A 19,134-nucleotide genomic window follows, 5' to 3' on the forward strand; every position below is an offset into this window, starting at 1 on the left:
CAACACAAACGGGCGAGGCGCCAAATCAGCGCACCCGCCCGGAATTTTTCCGCTAAAAACCCAGCTTGGCGCTTAGAAGCGGAAGTGCGAGAACGCACGGTTGGCTTCCGCCATCCGGTGCACTTCGTCGCGCTTCTTCATCGCACCGCCGCGGCCTTCCGCGGCCTCGCTGAGTTCACCGGCCAGGCGCAGAGCCATCGACTTCTCGCTGCGCTTCTTCGCAGCCTCGCGCAACCAGCGCATCGCCAATGCCATACGACGCGACGGACGCACTTCGACCGGAACCTGATAGTTCGCACCACCAACGCGACGGCTCTTCACTTCGACCACCGGCTTCACGTTGTTGAGCGCGACCGTGAACACTTCCAGCGGGTCCTTGCCACCCTTGGTCTGGATTTGCTCGAATGCGCCATAAACAATGCGCTCAGCAACCGACTTCTTGCCGGACAGCATCAGCATGTTCATGAACTTGGCTACATCTACGTTGCCGTACTTCGGATCCGGCAACACTTCCCGCTTGGGAACTTCGCGACGACGCGGCATGTTTCTTCCTTTACCTGTTCAGTTGGAGCTTTTTTGAAGCCCCGCGGCCACCAACTAACCCGATCACATCTTCACGACTAACCAGCTTGGCCGGGTGACCACTTACTCGACAGCACCGGCAATCCGGCACCACCGCCTTGACCGCCCTACGAGGCGATCTCCATTCTGCGCTGCTTACTTCGCAGCCTTCGCGCGCTTCGCGCCGTACTTCGAGCGAGCCTGCTTACGGTCCTTGACGCCCTGCGTATCCAGCGAGCCGCGAACCATGTGGTAACGCACACCCGGCAAGTCCTTCACACGGCCGCCGCGGATCAGCACGACAGAGTGTTCCTGCAGGTTGTGGCCTTCACCACCGATGTACGAAATCACTTCGAAACCGTTCGTCAGACGCACCTTGGCGACCTTACGGAGCGCCGAGTTCGGCTTCTTCGGCGTCGTCGTGTACACACGGGTGCACACGCCGCGACGCTGCGGGCAGTCCTGCAAGGCCGGGCTCTTGCTCTTCGCCGTTTCCGACGAGCGGCCTTTGCGAACCAGTTGATTGATGGTTGGCATTGTGTATTCCTGAAATTGACCAAAATCGGCACGCCGGCCCTCGGGCAAAGCGAAAACCAGCGTGCGTAACGTCCCGGCTCACGTGCGCGCGACCCCGGACTTGCGCCCGCGAATCAACCTACCGAGAACCGGAACCCGGCATAATATTCCGAAAATTGCAAACGAGTCAATAGCTTGCGTGATTTTCGCGCCGAAGCCAGTGTGAATTATTGGTGACATATCTGCGACATATCACGCCGATTCAACGACCTCGAGCAACTCGTCACCGAAGCGGTCAAGCTTGCGCGCGCCGATACCTGGGATATGGCGCAGATCGTCGATCGATTCCGGTGCGTTGCGGGCAATTTCGGCAAGCGTCGCATCGTGAAAGATCACATATGCCGGCACGCCGTCGCTTTTCGCGGTCTCGGCTCGCCAAGCGCGCAGTCGCTCCCAGCGAGCGCGCTCGTGCGGGCTCATGCCAGCCGTCGGATCGACACGCGCGCCGCTGCGCCCGCGCGCGTCACGGGTACGCGCTGGCTTGACGTAGCGGCGCAACGTGACTTTTTCGGCACCCTTGAGCACCGGCTTGCTCGCCTCGGTCAGCACGAGCGCGCCAAAACCGCCGTGATCCACGGCCAGATAACCGAATGCGACCAGTTGCCGGAAGATCGCGCGCCATTCGGGTTCGGACAGCTCGGCGCCAATGCCGAACGTGCTCAGATTTTCGTGGCCGCGCTGCAGTACCTTTTCGGTGCGCGCGCCGCGCAATATCTCGATCAGGTGGCTCGCGCCGAAATTAAAACCGCTCGCGCGCTGCGCGCGGAACACGCACGACAGCGCCATTTGCGCCTCGCGCGTCGCGTCCCAGGTTGCAGGCGGCTCGAGACAGGTATCGCAATTGCCGCAGGGCGCGCTCGTTTCGCCGAAATAGGCAAGCAGCCTCACGCGCCGGCACGACGGCGTCTCGCACAGCCCGAGCAACGCGTCGAGCTTTGACGTCTGGATCCGCTTGTGCGCGTCGTCCGCATCCGATTCGTCGATCATCTTGCGCTGCTGAACGACGTCGCCCAGCCCATACGCCATCCACGCATTCGCCGGCATGCCGTCGCGGCCCGCGCGCCCCGTCTCCTGGTAATAGCCTTCGACGCTCTTCGGCAAATCGAGATGCGCGACGAAACGGACGTCCGGCTTGTCGATGCCCATTCCGAACGCGATCGTCGCGCACATCACGATCCCTTCCTCGCGCTGGAACATCTCCTGATGCTTCTGCCTGACTTCGAACTCCATGCCGGCGTGATACGGCAGCGCACGCACACCTTGCGCCTTCAGCCATTCGGCCGTCTCCTCGACCTTGCGGCGCGACAAGCAATAGACGACGCCCGCATCGGTCGTGCCATCCGCATTCGTGTGCTCTGCACGAATGAAATCGAGCAGCTGCGAGCGGGCGTTATCCTTCTCGACGATCCGATAGCGGATGTTCGGCCGGTCGAAGCTCGACACGAAAATGCGCGCGTCGTCGAGCGCGAGACGCTGAACGATCTCGTCTCGCGTCAGCGCGTCGGCCGTCGCGGTCAACGCGATCCGCGGAACGCTCGGGAAACGCTCGTGCAGCACCGAAAGCTGGATGTACTCGGGACGGAAATCGTGCCCCCATTGCGATACGCAATGCGCTTCGTCAATCGCGAAAAGACCGATCTTCGCGCGCTCGAGCAGATCGAGAAAACGCGGCGTCATCAGCCGCTCGGGCGCAACGTAAAGCAGATCGACGTCGCCGTCCCGCAACGCCCGCTCGGTCGCGGCCGCCTCGGCTCCGGAGAGCGTCGAATTCAGATACGCGGCCCGCACGCCGACCTCGGACAAAGCCGCGACTTGATCTTGCATCAGCGCGATCAGCGGCGACACCACGATGCCCGCGCCGCGACCGGCTTCGGAACGCACGAGCGCCGGAATCTGATAGCAGAGCGACTTGCCGCCGCCCGTGGGCATCAGCACGAGACAATCGCCGCCCGCCGCCACGTGCTCGACGATCTCGCCCTGTTGGCCACGGAAGGCGGGATAGCCGAAGACTTCGTTGAGAATTTCTAGCGCGCGGGACATGAGATCGGATGGAGAACTGCGAGAAAGGGCTGGTGAGCGGGATTTTACCAACGCCGCCGCAACCGAAGGGGATCGCGGCCAAACGTTAGCCGTTCGGATAGGCGATCAACGCAGCACGCATCTGCAACAATCGGCCCGAACGAGCATGAGAGACGCCCCAACGCGCCCGAGCCCAATCCGTCAAGACGGTGACGGGCTGGCCAGGTCGAGCCCAATGCCGCACGAGCGCCGCCACGCTGGTGCGGCAGCCGGCAACGATCGACAGAAAACGATTACAGACGAACCGATCCCCGAGACCGATGCCGTCAACACACCCGCATGCTCTGCTCGAATATAGTGGCGTGAAAAAGCATGATTAATATCATGCCTTCAATTATTTCCAGATCTGAGTTCGTGCGTAAATGAAATCGTTATCGTGCCGCCTTTTTGCCACGCAATGCCACTCATATTAAATGCCGGCGGCCTATCGACTGCCGGCGCACAACATCAACGGTTATATCAGCGCTTATTGCACGGTGAATTGCGGCGACGTCACCATCGTACCGTTGATCTGGCAATCCGGCGTCAGTTGGGCGTTATTGAGCGTCAGAGACGAAGCCTTATTGTCCCAACCGGCGACGACTTTGCTTGGTCCGCACGTGCCGAGAAACAGCACCTGCACCTGCGCATTGTTGATCGTCAACTGAGTGGTACTGTCGGCTTGGCCCGTCCACGGCGACGAGCTGGTTGCGTTACTCGAGATCCACGAGCAGGTGCCGCCGCCCGCAAACTGCGTGGAGGTAATCGTCACGATCCCGCTCGACGTGATCGTGCCGTTGAAGGTCGTATTGCAGGTTGCGCTGATACCGCTCTTGGAAAGCGCCATGGGACCCGATACCGAGAACGGCTCGCCATTTGGGTTCATCGGCTGCCCGTCCGCGCGCGATACCGTGACGGCATAAGCAGACGAGATCGAAGCGCAAACCACAGCAAGCGCAGCAACGGCCTTGGAAAAATGAAGCGCACCCATTGCACTACCTCCTCGGAAAAGTGACGACGCGTCGTCAGGCGTGCGGCATCGGAATCGACACCACACAGGTTGGTAACAATTAAACGGGAATACGAATTTAAGCGACCGACACGCAACCGTCATCCGGATCGACGCTCTTATTATCTAATTCGCGTGCATGCATACCATTTTGTCTCTCAGGTTCAGGTTGTATGGTAGATTTGCCACTACGTTTTTTTCTTACTCATCATAATGATATGAATCATCGCACATGTAAAGCAGTGCTTAATTTAATTTAGCGCACGCAATATCCATCATTTCCAGAAAATCGCCAATTAATAAAGTATTGGAGAAGATGTTTTTCAATGAGAATGAATTGACGCATCATAGTGTTTCGATGGTCAGTTTCATCGTTTTCGCTACCCAGGTTTTCCCGAGTCCCCACATAAAAAAAGCCGCCCGGTCGAAACCGGGCGGCTTTTACCAGCCGTGGTGCAGGCAAAGCGGCTCGCGCCGCCCTGCTCACTCCGCCGCCGGATGCTGCTGCTCTTCGGCGGCCGGCGTTTCCGGCGTACCGAACTCGAACGCTTCTTCCGCTGCGATCTGGTCGAAACGCTCGCGATCCGACAACTCCTTCGCCTTGCGCGCCTTGTGGAACGCGAGACCCGTACCGGCAGGAATCAGACGGCCGACGATCACGTTTTCCTTCAGGCCACGCAGATCGTCACGCTTGCCCATGATCGCCGCTTCGGTCAGCACGCGGGTCGTTTCCTGGAACGATGCCGCGGAGATGAACGAATCGGTCGACAGCGATGCCTTCGTGATACCCAGCAGGATATTGTCGTAAGTCGCCGGACGCTTGCCCTCGGCGATCATGCGATCGTTTTCGTCCAACATGTCCGAACGCTCGACCTGTTCGCCGGGGATGAAGCGCGTATCGCCGTTGTCGGTGATCTGCACGCGACGCAGCATCTGGCGAACGATCACCTCGATGTGCTTGTCGTTGATCTTCACGCCCTGCAGACGATACACGTCCTGCACTTCGTCCACGATGTAACGCGACAGCGCCTCGATACCCTGCAGACGCAGGATGTCGTGTGGATCGGCCGGGCCATCCACGATCATTTCGCCCTTGTTGACGACCTGACCGTCGTGGACCAGCACCTGCTTTTCCTTCGCAATCAGGAACTCGTGCTGGTTGCCCTCGAGATCCGTGATGACGAGACGCTGCTTGCCCTTCGTGTCCTTGCCGAACGACACCGTCCCGGTGACTTCCGCGAGAATGCCCGCATCCTTCGGCGAACGCGCTTCGAACAGCTCGGCCACTCGCGGCAGACCACCGGTAATGTCGCGGGTCTTCTGCGATTCGGTCGGGATACGTGCGAGCACTTCACCGACTTGCACCTGCTGACCGTCCTTCACGGTGATCAGCGCGCCGACCTGGAAGCCGATCTGCACCGAATGCTCCGTGCCCGGGATCTTCACTTCGTCGCCGTTTGCGTCGAGCAGCTTCACCTGCGGACGCACGCTCTTCGACGCCTGCGAGCCGCGACGCTTCGCGTCGATCACGATGAGCGTCGACAAACCGGTCACGTCGTCGATCTGCTTGGCGACCGTCACGCCTTCCTCGACGTTCTCGAACTTCACCGTACCGCCGTACTCGGTGATGATCGGACGCGTCAGCGGATCCCACGTGGCAAGCTGCGTGCCGGCCTTGACGGTTACGCCGTCGAGTTGCAGCAGCGTTGCGCCATACGGCACTTTGTGACGCTCGCGCTCACGGCCGAAGTCGTCGGTGATCATCGCCTCACCCGAACGGGAAATGACGATCTGCTCGCCCTTCGCGTTGGTGACGTAGCGCATCGTCGACGTGAAGCGCACGATACCGTTGCTCTTCGCTTCGATCGACGAAGCCACTGCCGCACGCGATGCCGCACCGCCGATGTGGAACGTCCGCATCGTCAGCTGCGTACCCGGTTCACCGATCGACTGCGCCGCGATCACGCCGACCGCCTCGCCGACGTTCACGAGCGAGCCGCGGCCGAGATCGCGGCCGTAGCACGCGGCGCAGAGGCCGTAACGCGTTTCGCAGGTCAGCGCCGTGCGCACGCGCACTTCGTCGATGCCGAGACGCTCGATGTCTTCGACCGCCGTTTCGTCGAGCAGCGTGCCCGCTTCGTACAGCGTTTCCTGCGTTTCCGGATTCACGACATCCGCGACCGCGACGCGGCCGAGGATACGGTCGCGCAGCGCTTCGACGACTTCACCGCCTTCGACGAGCGCCTTCATCGCGACGCCGTTCGACGTGCCGCAATCGTCCTCGACCACGACCAGATCCTGCGTAACGTCGACCAGACGCCGCGTCAGGTAGCCCGAGTTCGCGGTCTTCAGTGCCGTATCAGCCAGACCCTTACGTGCACCGTGGGTCGAGATGAAGTACTGCAACACGTTCAGGCCTTCGCGGAAGTTCGCGGTAATCGGCGTCTCGATAATCGAGCCGTCCGGCTTCGCCATCAGGCCGCGCATACCGGCCAGCTGACGAATCTGCACCGCCGAACCCCGGGCGCCCGAGTCGGCCATCATGTAAATCGAGTTGAACGATTCCTGGCGCGTCTCGTTGCCGTCGCGGTCGATCACCGGCTCCGTCGACAGCTGCTCCATCATCGCCTTGCCGACCGCCTCCGACGTCGCCGACCAAATGTCGACCACGTTGTTGTAGCGTTCCTGCGCGGTGACGAGACCCGACATGTACTGGCGGTCGTACTCCTTCACCTTCTTCGCGGCGTCGCCGACGATCGTTTCCTTCTGCGGCGGCACGAGCATGTCGTCGACGCAGATCGAGATGCCGGCGCGCGTCGCGAGACGGAAGCCCGATTGCATCAGCTGGTCGGCGAACACGACCGTCGCGCGCAGACCGCACTTGCGGAATGCGGTGTTGATCAGACGCGAGATTTCCTTCTTCTTCAGCGGCTTGTTCAGCACCGAGAACGGCAGGCCGTGCGGCAGGATTTCCGACAGGATCGCGCGGCCGACAGTGGTCGCGTACAGCGTGATCTTGGGCACGAATTCCGGCGCGCCTTCCGACTTGTCCTCGTTGCGGACCATTTCGGTAATCCGCACGTTCACGCGCGACGCAAGCTCGACTTCCTTGTTCTCGTATGCACGGATCACTTCCGACACGCCGGTGAACGACAGGCCTTCGCCCTTCGCGTTGATCGCTTCGCGGGTCGCGTAGTACAGACCCAGCACGATATCCTGCGACGGCACGATCGACGGATCGCCGTTGGCCGGGAACAGCACGTTGTTCGACGCCAGCATCAGCGTGCGCGCTTCCATCTGCGCTTCGAGCGACAGCGGCACGTGAACGGCCATCTGGTCACCGTCGAAGTCGGCGTTGAACGCCGCGCAGACGAGCGGATGCAACTGAATCGCCTTACCTTCGATCAGCACCGGCTCGAACGCCTGGATACCGAGACGGTGCAGCGTCGGCGCACGGTTGAGCATCACCGGGTGCTCGCGGATCACCTCTTCGAGGATATCCCACACCACCGGCGTCTGGTTCTCGACTTCCTTCTTCGCAGCCTTGATGGTCGTAGCTACCCCCATCACTTCCAGCTTGTTGAAGATGAACGGCTTGAACAGTTCGAGCGCCATCAGCTTCGGCAGACCGCACTGGTGCAGCTTCAGCGTCGGGCCGACCACGATGACCGAACGGCCCGAGTAGTCGACGCGCTTGCCCAGCAGGTTCTGACGGAAGCGGCCGCCCTTGCCCTTGATCATGTCCGCGAGCGACTTCAGCGGACGCTTGTTCGCGCCCGTCATCGCCTTGCCGCGGCGGCCGTTGTCGAGCAGCGAGTCGACGGCTTCCTGCAGCATCCGCTTTTCGTTGCGGACGATGATTTCCGGCGCCTTCAGCTCGAGCAGGCGCTTCAACCGGTTGTTACGGTTGATCACGCGGCGATACAGGTCGTTCAGATCCGACGTCGCGAAACGGCCGCCGTCCAGCGGCACGAGCGGACGCAGTTCCGGCGGCAGCACCGGCAGCACTTCGAGGATCATCCACTCGGGCTTGATGCCCGAGCGCTGGAATGCCTCAAGGACCTTCAGGCGCTTCGCGTACTTCTTGATCTTCGCTTCCGAGCCAGTGTTCTTCAGCTCGGTGCGCAGCGTCTCGACCTGCTCGTCGATGTTGATCGCGCGCAGCAGTTCACGCACGCCTTCCGCGCCCATCTCGGCACGGAATTCGTCGCCGTATTCCTCGACCTTGTTGTAGTAATCCTCTTCGGTCATGATCTGCCGCGCCTTCAGCGGCGTCATGCCCGGCTCGATCACCACGTATGCTTCGAAGTACAGCACGCGCTCGATGTCGCGCAGCGTCATGTCGAGCACCATGCCCAGACGCGACGGCAGCGACTTCAAGAACCAGATGTGCGCGACCGGCGAGGCCAGCTCGATGTGGCCCATGCGCTCACGGCGCACCTTCGCCAGCGTCACTTCCACGCCGCACTTCTCGCAGATCACGCCGCGGTGCTTCAAGCGCTTGTACTTGCCGCACAGGCACTCGTAGTCCTTGATCGGCCCGAAGATCTTCGCGCAGAACAAACCATCGCGTTCCGGCTTGAACGTGCGGTAGTTGATGGTCTCCGGCTTCTTCACTTCGCCGAACGACCACGAACGGATCTTGTCGGGCGAGGCCAGACCGATCTTGATCGCGTCGAAAACTTCTTCCTGTTGGACTTGCTTGAATAGATCGAGCAGAGCTTTCATTGCCTTCTCTCCGTAGTCCGATTAATTGCGGTCGAGATCGATATCGATACCGAGTGAGCGGATTTCCTTCACCAATACGTTGAAGGATTCCGGCATGCCTGCATCGATCACGTGATCGCCCTTGACCAGGTTCTCGTACACCTTGGTCCGGCCGGTCACGTCGTCCGACTTCACTGTCAGCATTTCCTGCAGCACGTAGGACGCGCCGTATGCTTCGAGTGCCCACACTTCCATTTCACCGAAACGCTGACCACCGAACTGCGCCTTGCCGCCCAGCGGCTGCTGCGTGACGAGCGAGTACGGGCCAGTCGAACGCGCATGCATCTTGTCGTCGACCAAGTGGTGCAACTTCAGGTAGTGCATGTAGCCGAGCGTCACGCGGCGCTCGAACGGCTCGCCCGTGCGGCCGTCGTACAGGCGAACCTGGTTCTTCGACGGATTCATGTCGAGCTGTTGGGCGATCTCGTCCGGGAACGCGAGATCGAGCATCTTCGACATTTCCTCCTCGGTCGCGCCATCGAACACCGGTGTCGCGAACGGCACGCCTTCGCGCAGATTCTTCGCGAGCTCGAGGATCTCGTCGTCGGTAAAGCTCTCCAGATCTTCCGCGCGGCCCGACTCGTTGTAGATCTTCGTCAGGAACGAGCGCAGCTCCTCGATCTTCGTCTGGCGCTGCAGCATTTCGCCGATACGCCAACCGAGACCCTTCGCGGCCCAGCCGAGGTGCACTTCCAAAACCTGACCCACGTTCATCCGCGACGGCACGCCGAGCGGGTTCAGCACGACGTCGGCCGGACGGCCGTCGGCCATGTACGGCATGTCTTCGATCGGGACGATCTTCGACACGACACCCTTGTTACCGTGACGGCCGGCCATCTTGTCGCCAGGCTGCAGGCGGCGCTTCACCGCGAGGTACACCTTGACCATCTTCAGCACGCCCGGCGGCAGTTCGTCGCCTTGCGTGAGCTTCTTGCGCTTCTCTTCGAACGCGAGATCGAACTGATGACGCTTCTCTTCGATCGAGTTCTTGATCGCTTCGAGCGATGCTGCTGCTTCGTCGTCCGCAAGGCGGATGTCGAACCAGTGGTAGTGATCGAGATCTTCGAGGTACGCCTGGTCGATCTTCGTGCCCTTCGCGAGCTTCTTCGGACCGCCGTTGGCGACCTTGCCGACGAGCATGCGCGCGAGACGCTGGAACGCGTCGCCTTCGACAATGCGCAGCTGGTCGTTCAGGTCGAGACGGTAGCGCTTCAGTTCGTCGTCGATGATCTGTTGCGCACGCTTGTCGCGCTGGATGCCTTCGCGCGTGAACACCTGCACGTCGATCACCGTGCCGCTCATGCCCGACGGCACGCGCAGCGACGTATCCTTCACATCCGACGCCTTCTCGCCGAAAATCGCGCGCAGCAGCTTCTCTTCCGGCGTCAGCTGGGTTTCGCCCTTCGGCGTGACCTTGCCGACCAGCACGTCGCCCGCTTCGACTTCCGCACCGATGTACACGATGCCCGACTCGTCGAGACGGCCGAGTTGCACTTCCGCCAGGTTCGAGATGTCGCGCGTGATTTCTTCCGGCCCGAGCTTCGTGTCGCGAGCAACGACGTTCAGCTCTTCGATGTGGATCGACGTGTAGCGATCGTCGGCCACGACCTTCTCCGAGATCAGGATCGAATCCTCGAAGTTGTAGCCGTTCCACGGCATGAACGCGATCAGCATGTTCTGGCCGAGCGCAAGCTCGCCCAGATCCGTCGATGCGCCATCAGCCAGCACGTCGCCGCGCGCGACCTTGTCGCCCATCTTCACGATCGGACGCTGGTTGATGTTCGTGTTCTGGTTCGAGCGCGTGTACTTGATCAGGTTGTAGATATCGACGCCGACCTCACCCGCCACCGCTTCGTCGTCGTTCACGCGAATCACGATACGGCCCGCGTCGACGTAATCCACCACGCCGCCACGCAGGGCCTGCACCGTCGTGCCCGAGTCGACCGCCACCGTGCGCTCGATACCCGTGCCGACGACCGGCTTCTCCGGACGCAAGCACGGCACAGCCTGACGCTGCATGTTCGAGCCCATCAACGCGCGGTTCGCGTCGTCGTGCTCGAGGAACGGAATCAGCGATGCCGCGACCGACACGATCTGCGACGGCGCGACGTCCATGTACTGGATGCGGTCCGGCGTGACCATCATCGTTTCGCCGGCTTCACGCGACGACACCAGTTCGTCGACGAGCGCGCCGTTGTCATCGATCGCCGCGTTCGCCTGCGCGATCATGTAGCGGCCTTCCTCGATTGCCGACAAATAGTCGATCTGGTCGGTCACCTTGCCGTCCGCGACCTTGCGGTACGGCGTCTCGAGGAAGCCGTACTCGTTCAGGTGCGCATACAGCGCGAGCGAGTTGATCAGACCGATGTTCGGACCTTCCGGCGTTTCGATCGGGCACACGCGTCCGTAGTGGGTCGGGTGCACGTCACGCACTTCGAAGCCTGCGCGCTCGCGCGTCAAACCGCCCGGGCCAAGCGCGGAAACGCGACGCTTGTGCGTGATTTCCGACAGCGGGTTGGTCTGGTCCATGAACTGCGACAGCTGCGACGAGCCGAAGAACTCGCGAATCGCCGACGAAATCGGCTTCGAGTTGATCAGGTCGTGCGGCATCAAGTTTTCGCTTTCGGCTTGGCCGAGGCGTTCCTTGACAGCGCGCTCGACGCGCACGAGACCTGCGCGGAACTGGTTTTCCGCAAGTTCGCCGACGCAGCGCACGCGACGATTGCCGAGGTGGTCGATATCGTCCACTTCGCCCTTGCCGTTGCGCAGCTCGACGAGAATCTTGATCGTCGCGAGGATATCGTCATCCTGCAGCGTCATCGGGCCCGTGATTTCGTCACGGCCGACGCGGCGGTTGAACTTCATACGGCCGACCTTCGACAGGTCGTAAGCATCCTCGCTGTAAAACAGACGATTGAAGAGCGCCTCGACCGCTTCTTCGGTCGGCGGCTCGCCCGGACGCATCATCCGATAGATCGCGATGCGCGCGGCCGTCTTGTCGGCGGTTTCGTCGACACGCAGCGTCGACGAGATGTACGGACCTTGATCCAGATCGTTCGTGTAGAGCGTCTGGATTTCCTTGATCTTCGCTTCGCGCAGCTTCTCGAGCACGCTTTCGGTGATCTCGTCGTTCGCGTTCGCGATCACTTCGCCGGTATCGCCGTCGACGACGTTCTTCGCCAGCACGCGGCCAAGCAGATAATCTTCCGGCACCGAGATGAACTTCGTCTTCGCCGCTTCGAGATCGCGGATATGCTTCGCATTGATCCGCTTGTCCTTCTGGACGATCACCTTGCCTTCGCGATCGGTGATGTCGAAGCGCGCGACTTCGCCACGCAGGCGCTCGGGCACGAACTCCATCTGCGCGCCTTCGTCCATCAGCGTGAAATTGTCAAACACGAAGAAGTTCGCGAGGATCTGCTCAGGCGTGAGGCCGATAGCCTTCAGCAGGATCGTGACCGGCATCTTGCGGCGGCGGTCGACGCGGAAATACAGCACGTCCTTCGGATCGAATTCGAAGTCGAGCCACGAGCCGCGGTAAGGAATGATCCGCGCGGAGAACAGCAGCTTGCCCGAGCTGTGCGTCTTGCCCTTATCGTGCTCGAAGAACACGCCGGGCGAACGGTGCAACTGCGACACGATCACGCGCTCGGTGCCGTTGATCACGAACGAACCGGTAGGCGTCATGAGCGGAATTTCGCCCATGTACACTTCCTGTTCCTTTACTTCCTTGACGACGGGTTTGTTCGGCGACTCTTTGTCGAGCAACACGAGGCGCACTTTCGCGCGCAGCGCCGAGCAGTACGTAAGGCCACGCTGCTGACACTCTTTGATGTTGAACGCGGGCGACGACAGCGCGTAGCTCACGAACTCCAGGCGAGCAAAGCCGTTGTGCGAGACGATCGGGAATACCGACGTAAAGGCGGCCTGCAAGCCTTCGGATTTACGTTGCGCAGGCGGCACATCGGCTTGCAGAAATGTGCTGAATGATTCAAGCTGGGTGGCCAGCAGGAAAGGTACTTGGTGAACGATGGAACGCTTCGCGAAACTCTTGCGAATGCGCTTCTTCTCGGTGAAGGAATATTGCATACGATCTCCGAATCACGACGGGCGATGTCGAGGCGGGATACCTTGACGCGTCAAACCCGAGTGTTCACCGACTGAGACCCGATGGCCGTCCGACGGCACGAGCCGAGAAGCTTGGTGGTTGGCCGCTACCAACCGCTGGCTGACGGCAACGGAACCTGCATGACCTGTTGCCCGACCAAACTTGCCTTCTGCAGTCGCTTCAGAAGACAAAGAAAATCGCCGATCGCATGGGATAGACGGTTTTCTTTGGCTTCTGGGGGCGTCTGCCCGACCTCCGCAAAGAGTGTCAAAACACTGCCCCCACAAAGCACAAAAAGGCCGGCGGTGAAAAACCGCCAGCCTTCGCACAGCGCGCGTGAACTTACTTGAGTTCGACCTTCGCGCCCGCGTCTTCCAGCTTCTTCTTGGCTTCTTCTGCAGCAGCCTTGTCGACGCCTTCCTTGACGGGCTTCGGTGCGCCGTCAACGAGGTCCTTCGCTTCCTTCAGGCCCAGGCCCGTGATTTCGCGAACGGCCTTGATGACTGCAACCTTGTTGCCGCCTGCTTCAGCCAGAACGACCGTGAAGTCGGTCTTCTCTTCAGCAGCAGCTGCTGCGCCACCACCCGCCGGACCTGCGACTGCGACTGCAGCAGCCGACACGCCGAACTTCTCTTCGAACGCCTTGACCAGCTCGTTCAGTTCCAGGACCGTCATGCCTTCAACGGCTGCCAGGATGTCTTCTTTTGCGATTGCCATTTGGAATACTCCTAAATTGAATTCGGATACAGCCAGCGATCTGTTGTGCTCAGATACGTTCGCTTATGCGGCTTCGGCCTGCTTCTTTTCCGCCAGCGCGGCCAGGGCGCGCGCAAAGCCGGAAACAGGTGCCTGCATGACGAACAGCAGCTTCGAGAGCAGTTCTTCGCGGCTCGGGATGCTAGCGAGCGCTTGCACGCCTGCTTTGTCCATCACCTTGCCATCGAACGAACCAGCCTTGATGACCAACTTGTCATTGCTCTTGCTGAAGTCGTTGACGACCTTCGCAGCAGCAATCGCATCTTCCGAGATGCCGTAGATCAACGGACCAGTCATCTGCTCTGCCAGCGGAGCAAACGGCGTACCTTCAACGGCGCGGCGCGCCAGCGTGTTCTTCAGCACGCGCAGGTAAACCTGTTGCTCGCGCGCCTTCGCGCGCAGCGTGGTCAGATCGCCAACCGTAATCCCACGATACTCAGCGAGCACAACGGTCTGGGCCTTCGCGACTTGCGCGGCAACCTCAGCGACGACGGCTTGCTTGTCTTCTCTATTAAGCGGCACGGTTAGCCTCCAGAAACGATACGCTTCGCATCGCGCGTCGCGTACCTCGTTCAACAACGGCGTCCGACTCGTTAGGAGTATTTCCGCCGAACATCGTCGATCGCTCGTCGATCTCCGGCTTCACCACTGCAAAACTTTTTCGGGTTCGCCATCTGCGTTGGCTTTGCATTAAGGGATCGCCCGACTGCTGCTTTCCCGCCAACGGTCTTTGATAACCGGTTGCCCGACCATACTGCGCCGAACAACCGCCCAAAGCCCTTTTGAGCCGCTTCCGTCGAGAAGCGGCCCGAATACTTCGCTTACTGCGCGGCCAGCGTGGCCTGGTCGACTCGCACGCCGACGCCCATCGTGCTCGACAGCGCGATCTTGCGCAGATAAACGCCCTTGCTCGTCGCCGGCTTCGCCTTTTGCAGCGCTTCGATCAACGCCGACAGGTTGGTGCGCAGCGCGGTCGGCTCAAAAGACGCACGGCCGATCGTCGCGTGAATAATGCCCGCCTTGTCGACACGGAACTGCACCTGACCCGCCTTCGCGTTCTTCACTGCAGTCGCGACATCCGGCGTGACCGTACCGACCTTCGGGTTCGGCATCAGGCCGCGCGGACCAAGAATCTGACCCAGCGTACCCACGATACGCATCGTGTCCGGAGAGGCGATCACGATGTCGAAATCCATTTGACCGGCCTTGATCTGCTCAGCCAGATCTTCCATGCCGACCACTTCCGCTCCGGCAGCGCGTGCCTGCTCGGCCTTTTCGCCTTGAGCAAACACGGCGACGCGAACCGACTTACCGGTACCTGCCGGCAGCACGACGGAGCCGCGAACGACCTGATCCGACTTCTTCGCATCGATACCGAGCTGAACTGCGACATCGATCGATTCATCGAACTTCGCGCTCGCGCATTCCTTCACGAGTGCGAGTGCATCGTCGATCGGGTACAGCTTCTGACGATCGACCTTAGCGGCAAATGCCTGACGGCGCTTCGAAATCTTGGCCATTTACACGCCCTCCACAGTGATGCCCATCGAGCGTGCGCTACCTGCGATGGTGCGAACAGCCGCATCGAGATCAGCCGCCGTAAGATCCGGCATCTTGGTCTTTGCGATCTCTTCCGCTTGAGCGCGGGTAATCTTGCCGACCTTGTCGGTATGGGGCTTGCTCGAACCCTTGTCGATCTTCGCCGCCTTCTTGATCAGAACGGTCGCCGGCGGCGTCTTCATCACGAACGTGAAGCTCTTGTCCGCATAAGCCGTGATGACGACCGGAACAGGCAGGCCCGGTTCCATGCCTTGAGTCTGCGCGTTGAACGCCTTGCAGAACTCCATGATGTTCAGGCCACGCTGGCCCAGAGCCGGACCGACGGGCGGCGACGGATTGGCTTTACCTGCAGGGATCTGCAGCTTGATAAAGCCGATGATCTTCTTTGCCATTTGGAAACCTCGTTGGAACGCATCGAAGCGTTCGATGAGTGATAACGCGGGTTCGTCTTGCGACTACTGGCGCTCCTCAACGGCCATTACGCGGGCCGTAAGCGCGACGACGGGCAGCCTTCGAAGCCGCCCATCCGAATCTGCTCAAACTTTCTCGACTTGGCCGAACTCCAGTTCGACCGGCGTTGCGCGCCCAAAAATAGTGACCGACACGCGCACTCTCGATTTCTCGTAATTCACTTCTTCGACCGTGCCGTTGAAATCCGTGAATGGGCCTTCCTTCACGCGCACCATCTCACCGACCTCGAACAGGGTTTTCGGACGCGGCTTCTCCACGCCCTCCTGCATCTGGGACATGATCTTTTCGACTTCCCGTGGGGAAATCGGACTCGGACGATTACGCGCCCCGCCGACGAAACCAGTGACCTTCGCAGTATTTTTAACGAGATGCCAGGTTTCGTCCGTCATCTCCATTTCCACCAGCACATAACCGGGAAAGAAACGACGTTCGGTCACGGCTTTGTGACCGCCTTTGACTTCAACCACTTCTTCGGTCGGAACCAGAATCTGGCCGAACTTATCCTGCATGCCGGCACGCTCGATGCGCTCCTGAAGCGCGCGTTGCACGCTCTTCTCCATGCCGGAGTAGGCGTGCACGACGTACCAACGCTTTCCACTCGGGGATGCCGGAGTATCGCTCATATCATTTCCAACCCAGAATCACCGAGAAAATCACCCACTCGATGGATTTATCACTAATCCAAAGAAAGAGCGCCATGACCAGCACAAAGCCAAACACGACAAGTGTGGTCTGCGTGGCCTCCTTGCGTGTGGGCCAAACAACCTTGCGCACCTCGCGATACGAGTCCTTGGCAAAGGCGATGAAACTCTTGCCCGGCATCGATGCCAGCGCAACGCCGACACCCGCAATCACCCCTACCGCCAACGCAGCGCCGCGGATATACCACTCCTTGCCGCCCAGCAAAAAAAAGCCTGCGAACCCGCCCAAGACCAACAATACGCCCAGGGCCAGCATCAGCTTATCGCCGGAGGTATTAACAGTTTCGACGGAAGGATTCGCCATAACACCCTAAAACAACAAACGCCACGCTGAACGTGGCTTATGTGGCAGGGGCAGAGGGAATCGAACCCCCAACCTTCGGTTTTGGAGACCGACGCTCTGCCAGTTGAGCTATACCCCTAGACCATGTTGGAGCCGGCTTTCGCCGGCCCCTAAACTGTCGATCAACGAATAACTGGCTTACTCGATGATTTTGGCGACGACGCCTGCGCCGACGGTACGGCCGCCTTCACGGATCGCGAAGCGCAGACCTTCTTCCATCGCGATCGGCGCGATCAGCTTCACCGTGATCGACACGTTGTCGCCCGGCATCACCATTTCCTTGTCCTTCGGCAGCTCGATCGAGCCCGTCACGTCCGTCGTACGGAAGTAGAACTGCGGACGGTAGTTGTTGAAGAACGGCGTGTGACGGCCGCCTTCGTCCTTGCTCAGCACGTACACTTCCGCCGTGAAGTGCGTGTGCGGCGTGATCGAACCCGGCTTGGCCAGAACCTGGCCGCGCTCCACGTCCTCACGCTTCGTGCCGCGCAGCAGGATACCGACGTTGTCGCCTGCCTGACCCTGGTCCAGCAGCTTGCGGAACATTTCCACGCCCGTGCAGGTCGTCTTCGCCGTCGGCTTGATACCGACGATTTCGATTTCCTCGCCAACCTTGATCACGCCACGCTCGACACGACCCGTCACCACCGTACCCCGACCCGAGATCGAGAACACGTCTTCCACCGGCATCAGGAACGTACCGTCCACCGCGCGCTCCGGCGTCGGGATGTACGTGTCCAGCGCGTCGGCCAGGTTCATGATCGCCGTTTCGCCCAGCTCGCCCTTGTCGCCTTCCAGCGCCAGCTTCGCCGAACCCTTGATGATCGGCGTGTCGTCGCCCGGGAAGTCGTACTTCGACAGCAGCTCGCGCACTTCCATTTCGACCAGCTCGAGCAGCTCGGCGTCGTCGACCATGTCGCACTTGTTCAGGAACACGATGATGTACGGCACGCCAACCTGACGCGCCAGCAGGATGTGCTCACGCGTTTGCGGCATCGGGCCGTCCGCGGCCGAGCACACCAGGATCGCGCCGTCCATCTGCGCCGCACCCGTGATCATGTTCTTCACGTAGTCGGCGTGGCCCGGGCAGTCAACGTGCGCGTAGTGGCGGTTTGCCGTTTCGTACTCGATGTGCGCCGTGTTGATCGTGATACCGCGCGCCTTTTCTTCCGGCGCCGCGTCGATTTCGTCGTACTTCTTCGCTTCGCCGCCGAACTTCGACGACAGAACCGTCGCGATCGCCGCCGTCAGCGTCGTCTTGCCGTGGTCAACGTGACCAATCGTTCCTACGTTCACGTGCGGCTTGGTCCGCTCGAATTTTTCCTTGGCCATTTTCAACTCCCAAAAGGAATTTCACTTGTTGCGCCGCGCGCAAACAGACACCGACTACTGCTGGTGCCCATGGGCAGGATCGAACTGCCGACCTCTCCCTTACCAAGGGAGTGCTCTACCACTGAGCCACATGGGCGCTTTACGCTTCAACCACAGAACTGGAGCGGGTGAAGGGAATCGAACCCTCGTCGTAAGCTTGGAAGGCTTCTGCTCTACCATTGAGCTACACCCGCAAGGGCCTGCAACGATTCCCTATACCGCCCTGCTGCTTATGTCTTTGGTGGAGGAGGTTGGATTCGAACCAACGTAGGCGTAAGCCAACAGATTTACAGTCTGCCCCCTTTAGCCACTCGGGCACCCCTCCGTAGAGAACTGACGATTATGGGGGTACATCGGCTTTGTGTCAAGCATCCCGGAAAGATTATTTTCATTCTCTTCGAGGAAGCCTGCCGGTGTATCCGACATCTTATGATGACCCATCGACGTTCAACCTTCGGGCCTCAAAAACCGCCGGACTCTCTTTCAAGCCCACATTTTTCGCCAGATTCCGCGCTCGGCGCGCCAAAAAATCCACGCAGCCAAAAAACGAAAGACCGTTATCTTACGGCCTTCACCTCATAAAGCCAAGCAGCCGCTATAAAATTCGGGCCGATTCCTGGCCGGAACATCGAACTCGCGGCGGCTTCAGCCGATCTTTTCAGCCGATCTCAGGGCCTTCCCGGACAGCCTCTCGAAACATCGCGCAGCAGAGCGGACGCTCCTGTATGCCAGGAGCTGGGTTAATCGGCGGCATGGGAAGCGAGCGGCCCGCGCGGAGCGGAGATGAAGCGCTGGGGCGATGAGGGGGGGTTGTGGAGCTTGAGGGCGTAAAAGCAAAAACCCCCGCTGGGTAGGC

At 60.4% G+C, this 19,134-nt stretch carries 13 protein-coding genes and 4 tRNA genes; all 17 read right to left on the reverse strand.

The features are described from left to right. Positions 1-72 precede the first annotated feature (72 nt). Positions 73-543 carry a 30S ribosomal protein S7 gene (rpsG, locus tag BSIN_RS03755; RefSeq protein WP_004198359.1) on the reverse strand — a complete coding sequence of 157 codons (471 nt, stop codon included), beginning with the start codon at positions 541-543 and terminating at the stop codon, positions 73-75. 174 nt (positions 544-717) lie between these two features. Next, complete coding sequence (rpsL, locus tag BSIN_RS03760; RefSeq protein ID WP_059519681.1) at positions 718-1,098, reverse strand: 30S ribosomal protein S12; 381 nt, start codon at positions 1,096-1,098, stop codon at positions 718-720. Between the two features lie 231 nt (positions 1,099-1,329). Beyond that, positions 1,330-3,177, reverse strand: a complete 1,848-nt coding sequence (gene recQ / locus BSIN_RS03770) for a DNA helicase RecQ (RefSeq protein WP_089339533.1) — start codon at positions 3,175-3,177, stop codon at positions 1,330-1,332. Positions 3,178-3,682: 505 nt separating this feature from the next. Next, positions 3,683-4,186 (reverse strand): PraA/PraB family alkane oxidation protein activator, encoded by a 504-nt coding sequence (locus BSIN_RS03775; RefSeq protein ID WP_059519679.1) that lies wholly within the window; start codon positions 4,184-4,186, stop codon positions 3,683-3,685. A gap of 501 nt (positions 4,187-4,687) precedes the next feature. After that, the gene (gene rpoC / locus BSIN_RS03780; RefSeq protein ID WP_089339534.1) at positions 4,688-8,932 is read right to left on the reverse strand and encodes a DNA-directed RNA polymerase subunit beta'; all 4,245 of its coding nucleotides are present in this window, start codon (positions 8,930-8,932) and stop codon (positions 4,688-4,690) included. Positions 8,933-8,953: 21 nt separating this feature from the next. Beyond that, positions 8,954-13,060 carry a DNA-directed RNA polymerase subunit beta gene (rpoB, locus tag BSIN_RS03785; protein WP_059519677.1) on the reverse strand — a complete coding sequence of 1,369 codons (4,107 nt, stop codon included), beginning with the start codon at positions 13,058-13,060 and terminating at the stop codon, positions 8,954-8,956. A gap of 361 nt (positions 13,061-13,421) precedes the next feature. Beyond that, positions 13,422-13,796 carry a 50S ribosomal protein L7/L12 gene (gene rplL, locus BSIN_RS03790; protein WP_059519676.1) on the reverse strand — a complete coding sequence of 125 codons (375 nt, stop codon included), beginning with the start codon at positions 13,794-13,796 and terminating at the stop codon, positions 13,422-13,424. Positions 13,797-13,859: 63 nt separating this feature from the next. Further along, positions 13,860-14,357 carry a 50S ribosomal protein L10 gene (gene rplJ, locus BSIN_RS03795; protein WP_059519683.1) on the reverse strand — a complete coding sequence of 166 codons (498 nt, stop codon included), beginning with the start codon at positions 14,355-14,357 and terminating at the stop codon, positions 13,860-13,862. A gap of 299 nt (positions 14,358-14,656) precedes the next feature. Further along, positions 14,657-15,355, reverse strand: a complete 699-nt coding sequence (gene rplA, locus BSIN_RS03800) for a 50S ribosomal protein L1 (RefSeq protein WP_059519675.1) — start codon at positions 15,353-15,355, stop codon at positions 14,657-14,659. After that, positions 15,356-15,787 (reverse strand): 50S ribosomal protein L11, encoded by a 432-nt coding sequence (gene rplK / locus BSIN_RS03805; RefSeq protein ID WP_059519674.1) that lies wholly within the window; start codon positions 15,785-15,787, stop codon positions 15,356-15,358. A gap of 144 nt (positions 15,788-15,931) precedes the next feature. Further along, positions 15,932-16,489 (reverse strand): transcription termination/antitermination protein NusG, encoded by a 558-nt coding sequence (gene nusG, locus BSIN_RS03810; protein ID WP_004525645.1) that lies wholly within the window; start codon positions 16,487-16,489, stop codon positions 15,932-15,934. A gap of 1 nt (position 16,490) precedes the next feature. Continuing rightward, positions 16,491-16,871 (reverse strand): preprotein translocase subunit SecE, encoded by a 381-nt coding sequence (gene secE / locus BSIN_RS03815; protein WP_059519673.1) that lies wholly within the window; start codon positions 16,869-16,871, stop codon positions 16,491-16,493. Between the two features lie 42 nt (positions 16,872-16,913). Continuing rightward, a tRNA-Trp gene (locus BSIN_RS03820) sits at positions 16,914-16,989 on the reverse strand. Between the two features lie 59 nt (positions 16,990-17,048). Further along, positions 17,049-18,239, reverse strand: a complete 1,191-nt coding sequence (gene tuf / locus BSIN_RS03825) for an elongation factor Tu (RefSeq protein WP_069233656.1) — start codon at positions 18,237-18,239, stop codon at positions 17,049-17,051. A gap of 61 nt (positions 18,240-18,300) precedes the next feature. Beyond that, positions 18,301-18,375, reverse strand: a tRNA-Thr gene (locus tag BSIN_RS03830). A 23-nt stretch (positions 18,376-18,398) separates the two neighbouring features. After that, a tRNA-Gly gene (locus BSIN_RS03835) sits at positions 18,399-18,472 on the reverse strand. Between the two features lie 45 nt (positions 18,473-18,517). Beyond that, positions 18,518-18,603, reverse strand: a tRNA-Tyr gene (locus BSIN_RS03840). Positions 18,604-19,134 lie beyond the last annotated feature (531 nt).

Source organism: Burkholderia singularis (genome assembly GCF_900176645.1).
GTDB classification, from domain to species: domain Bacteria; phylum Pseudomonadota; class Gammaproteobacteria; order Burkholderiales; family Burkholderiaceae; genus Burkholderia; species Burkholderia singularis.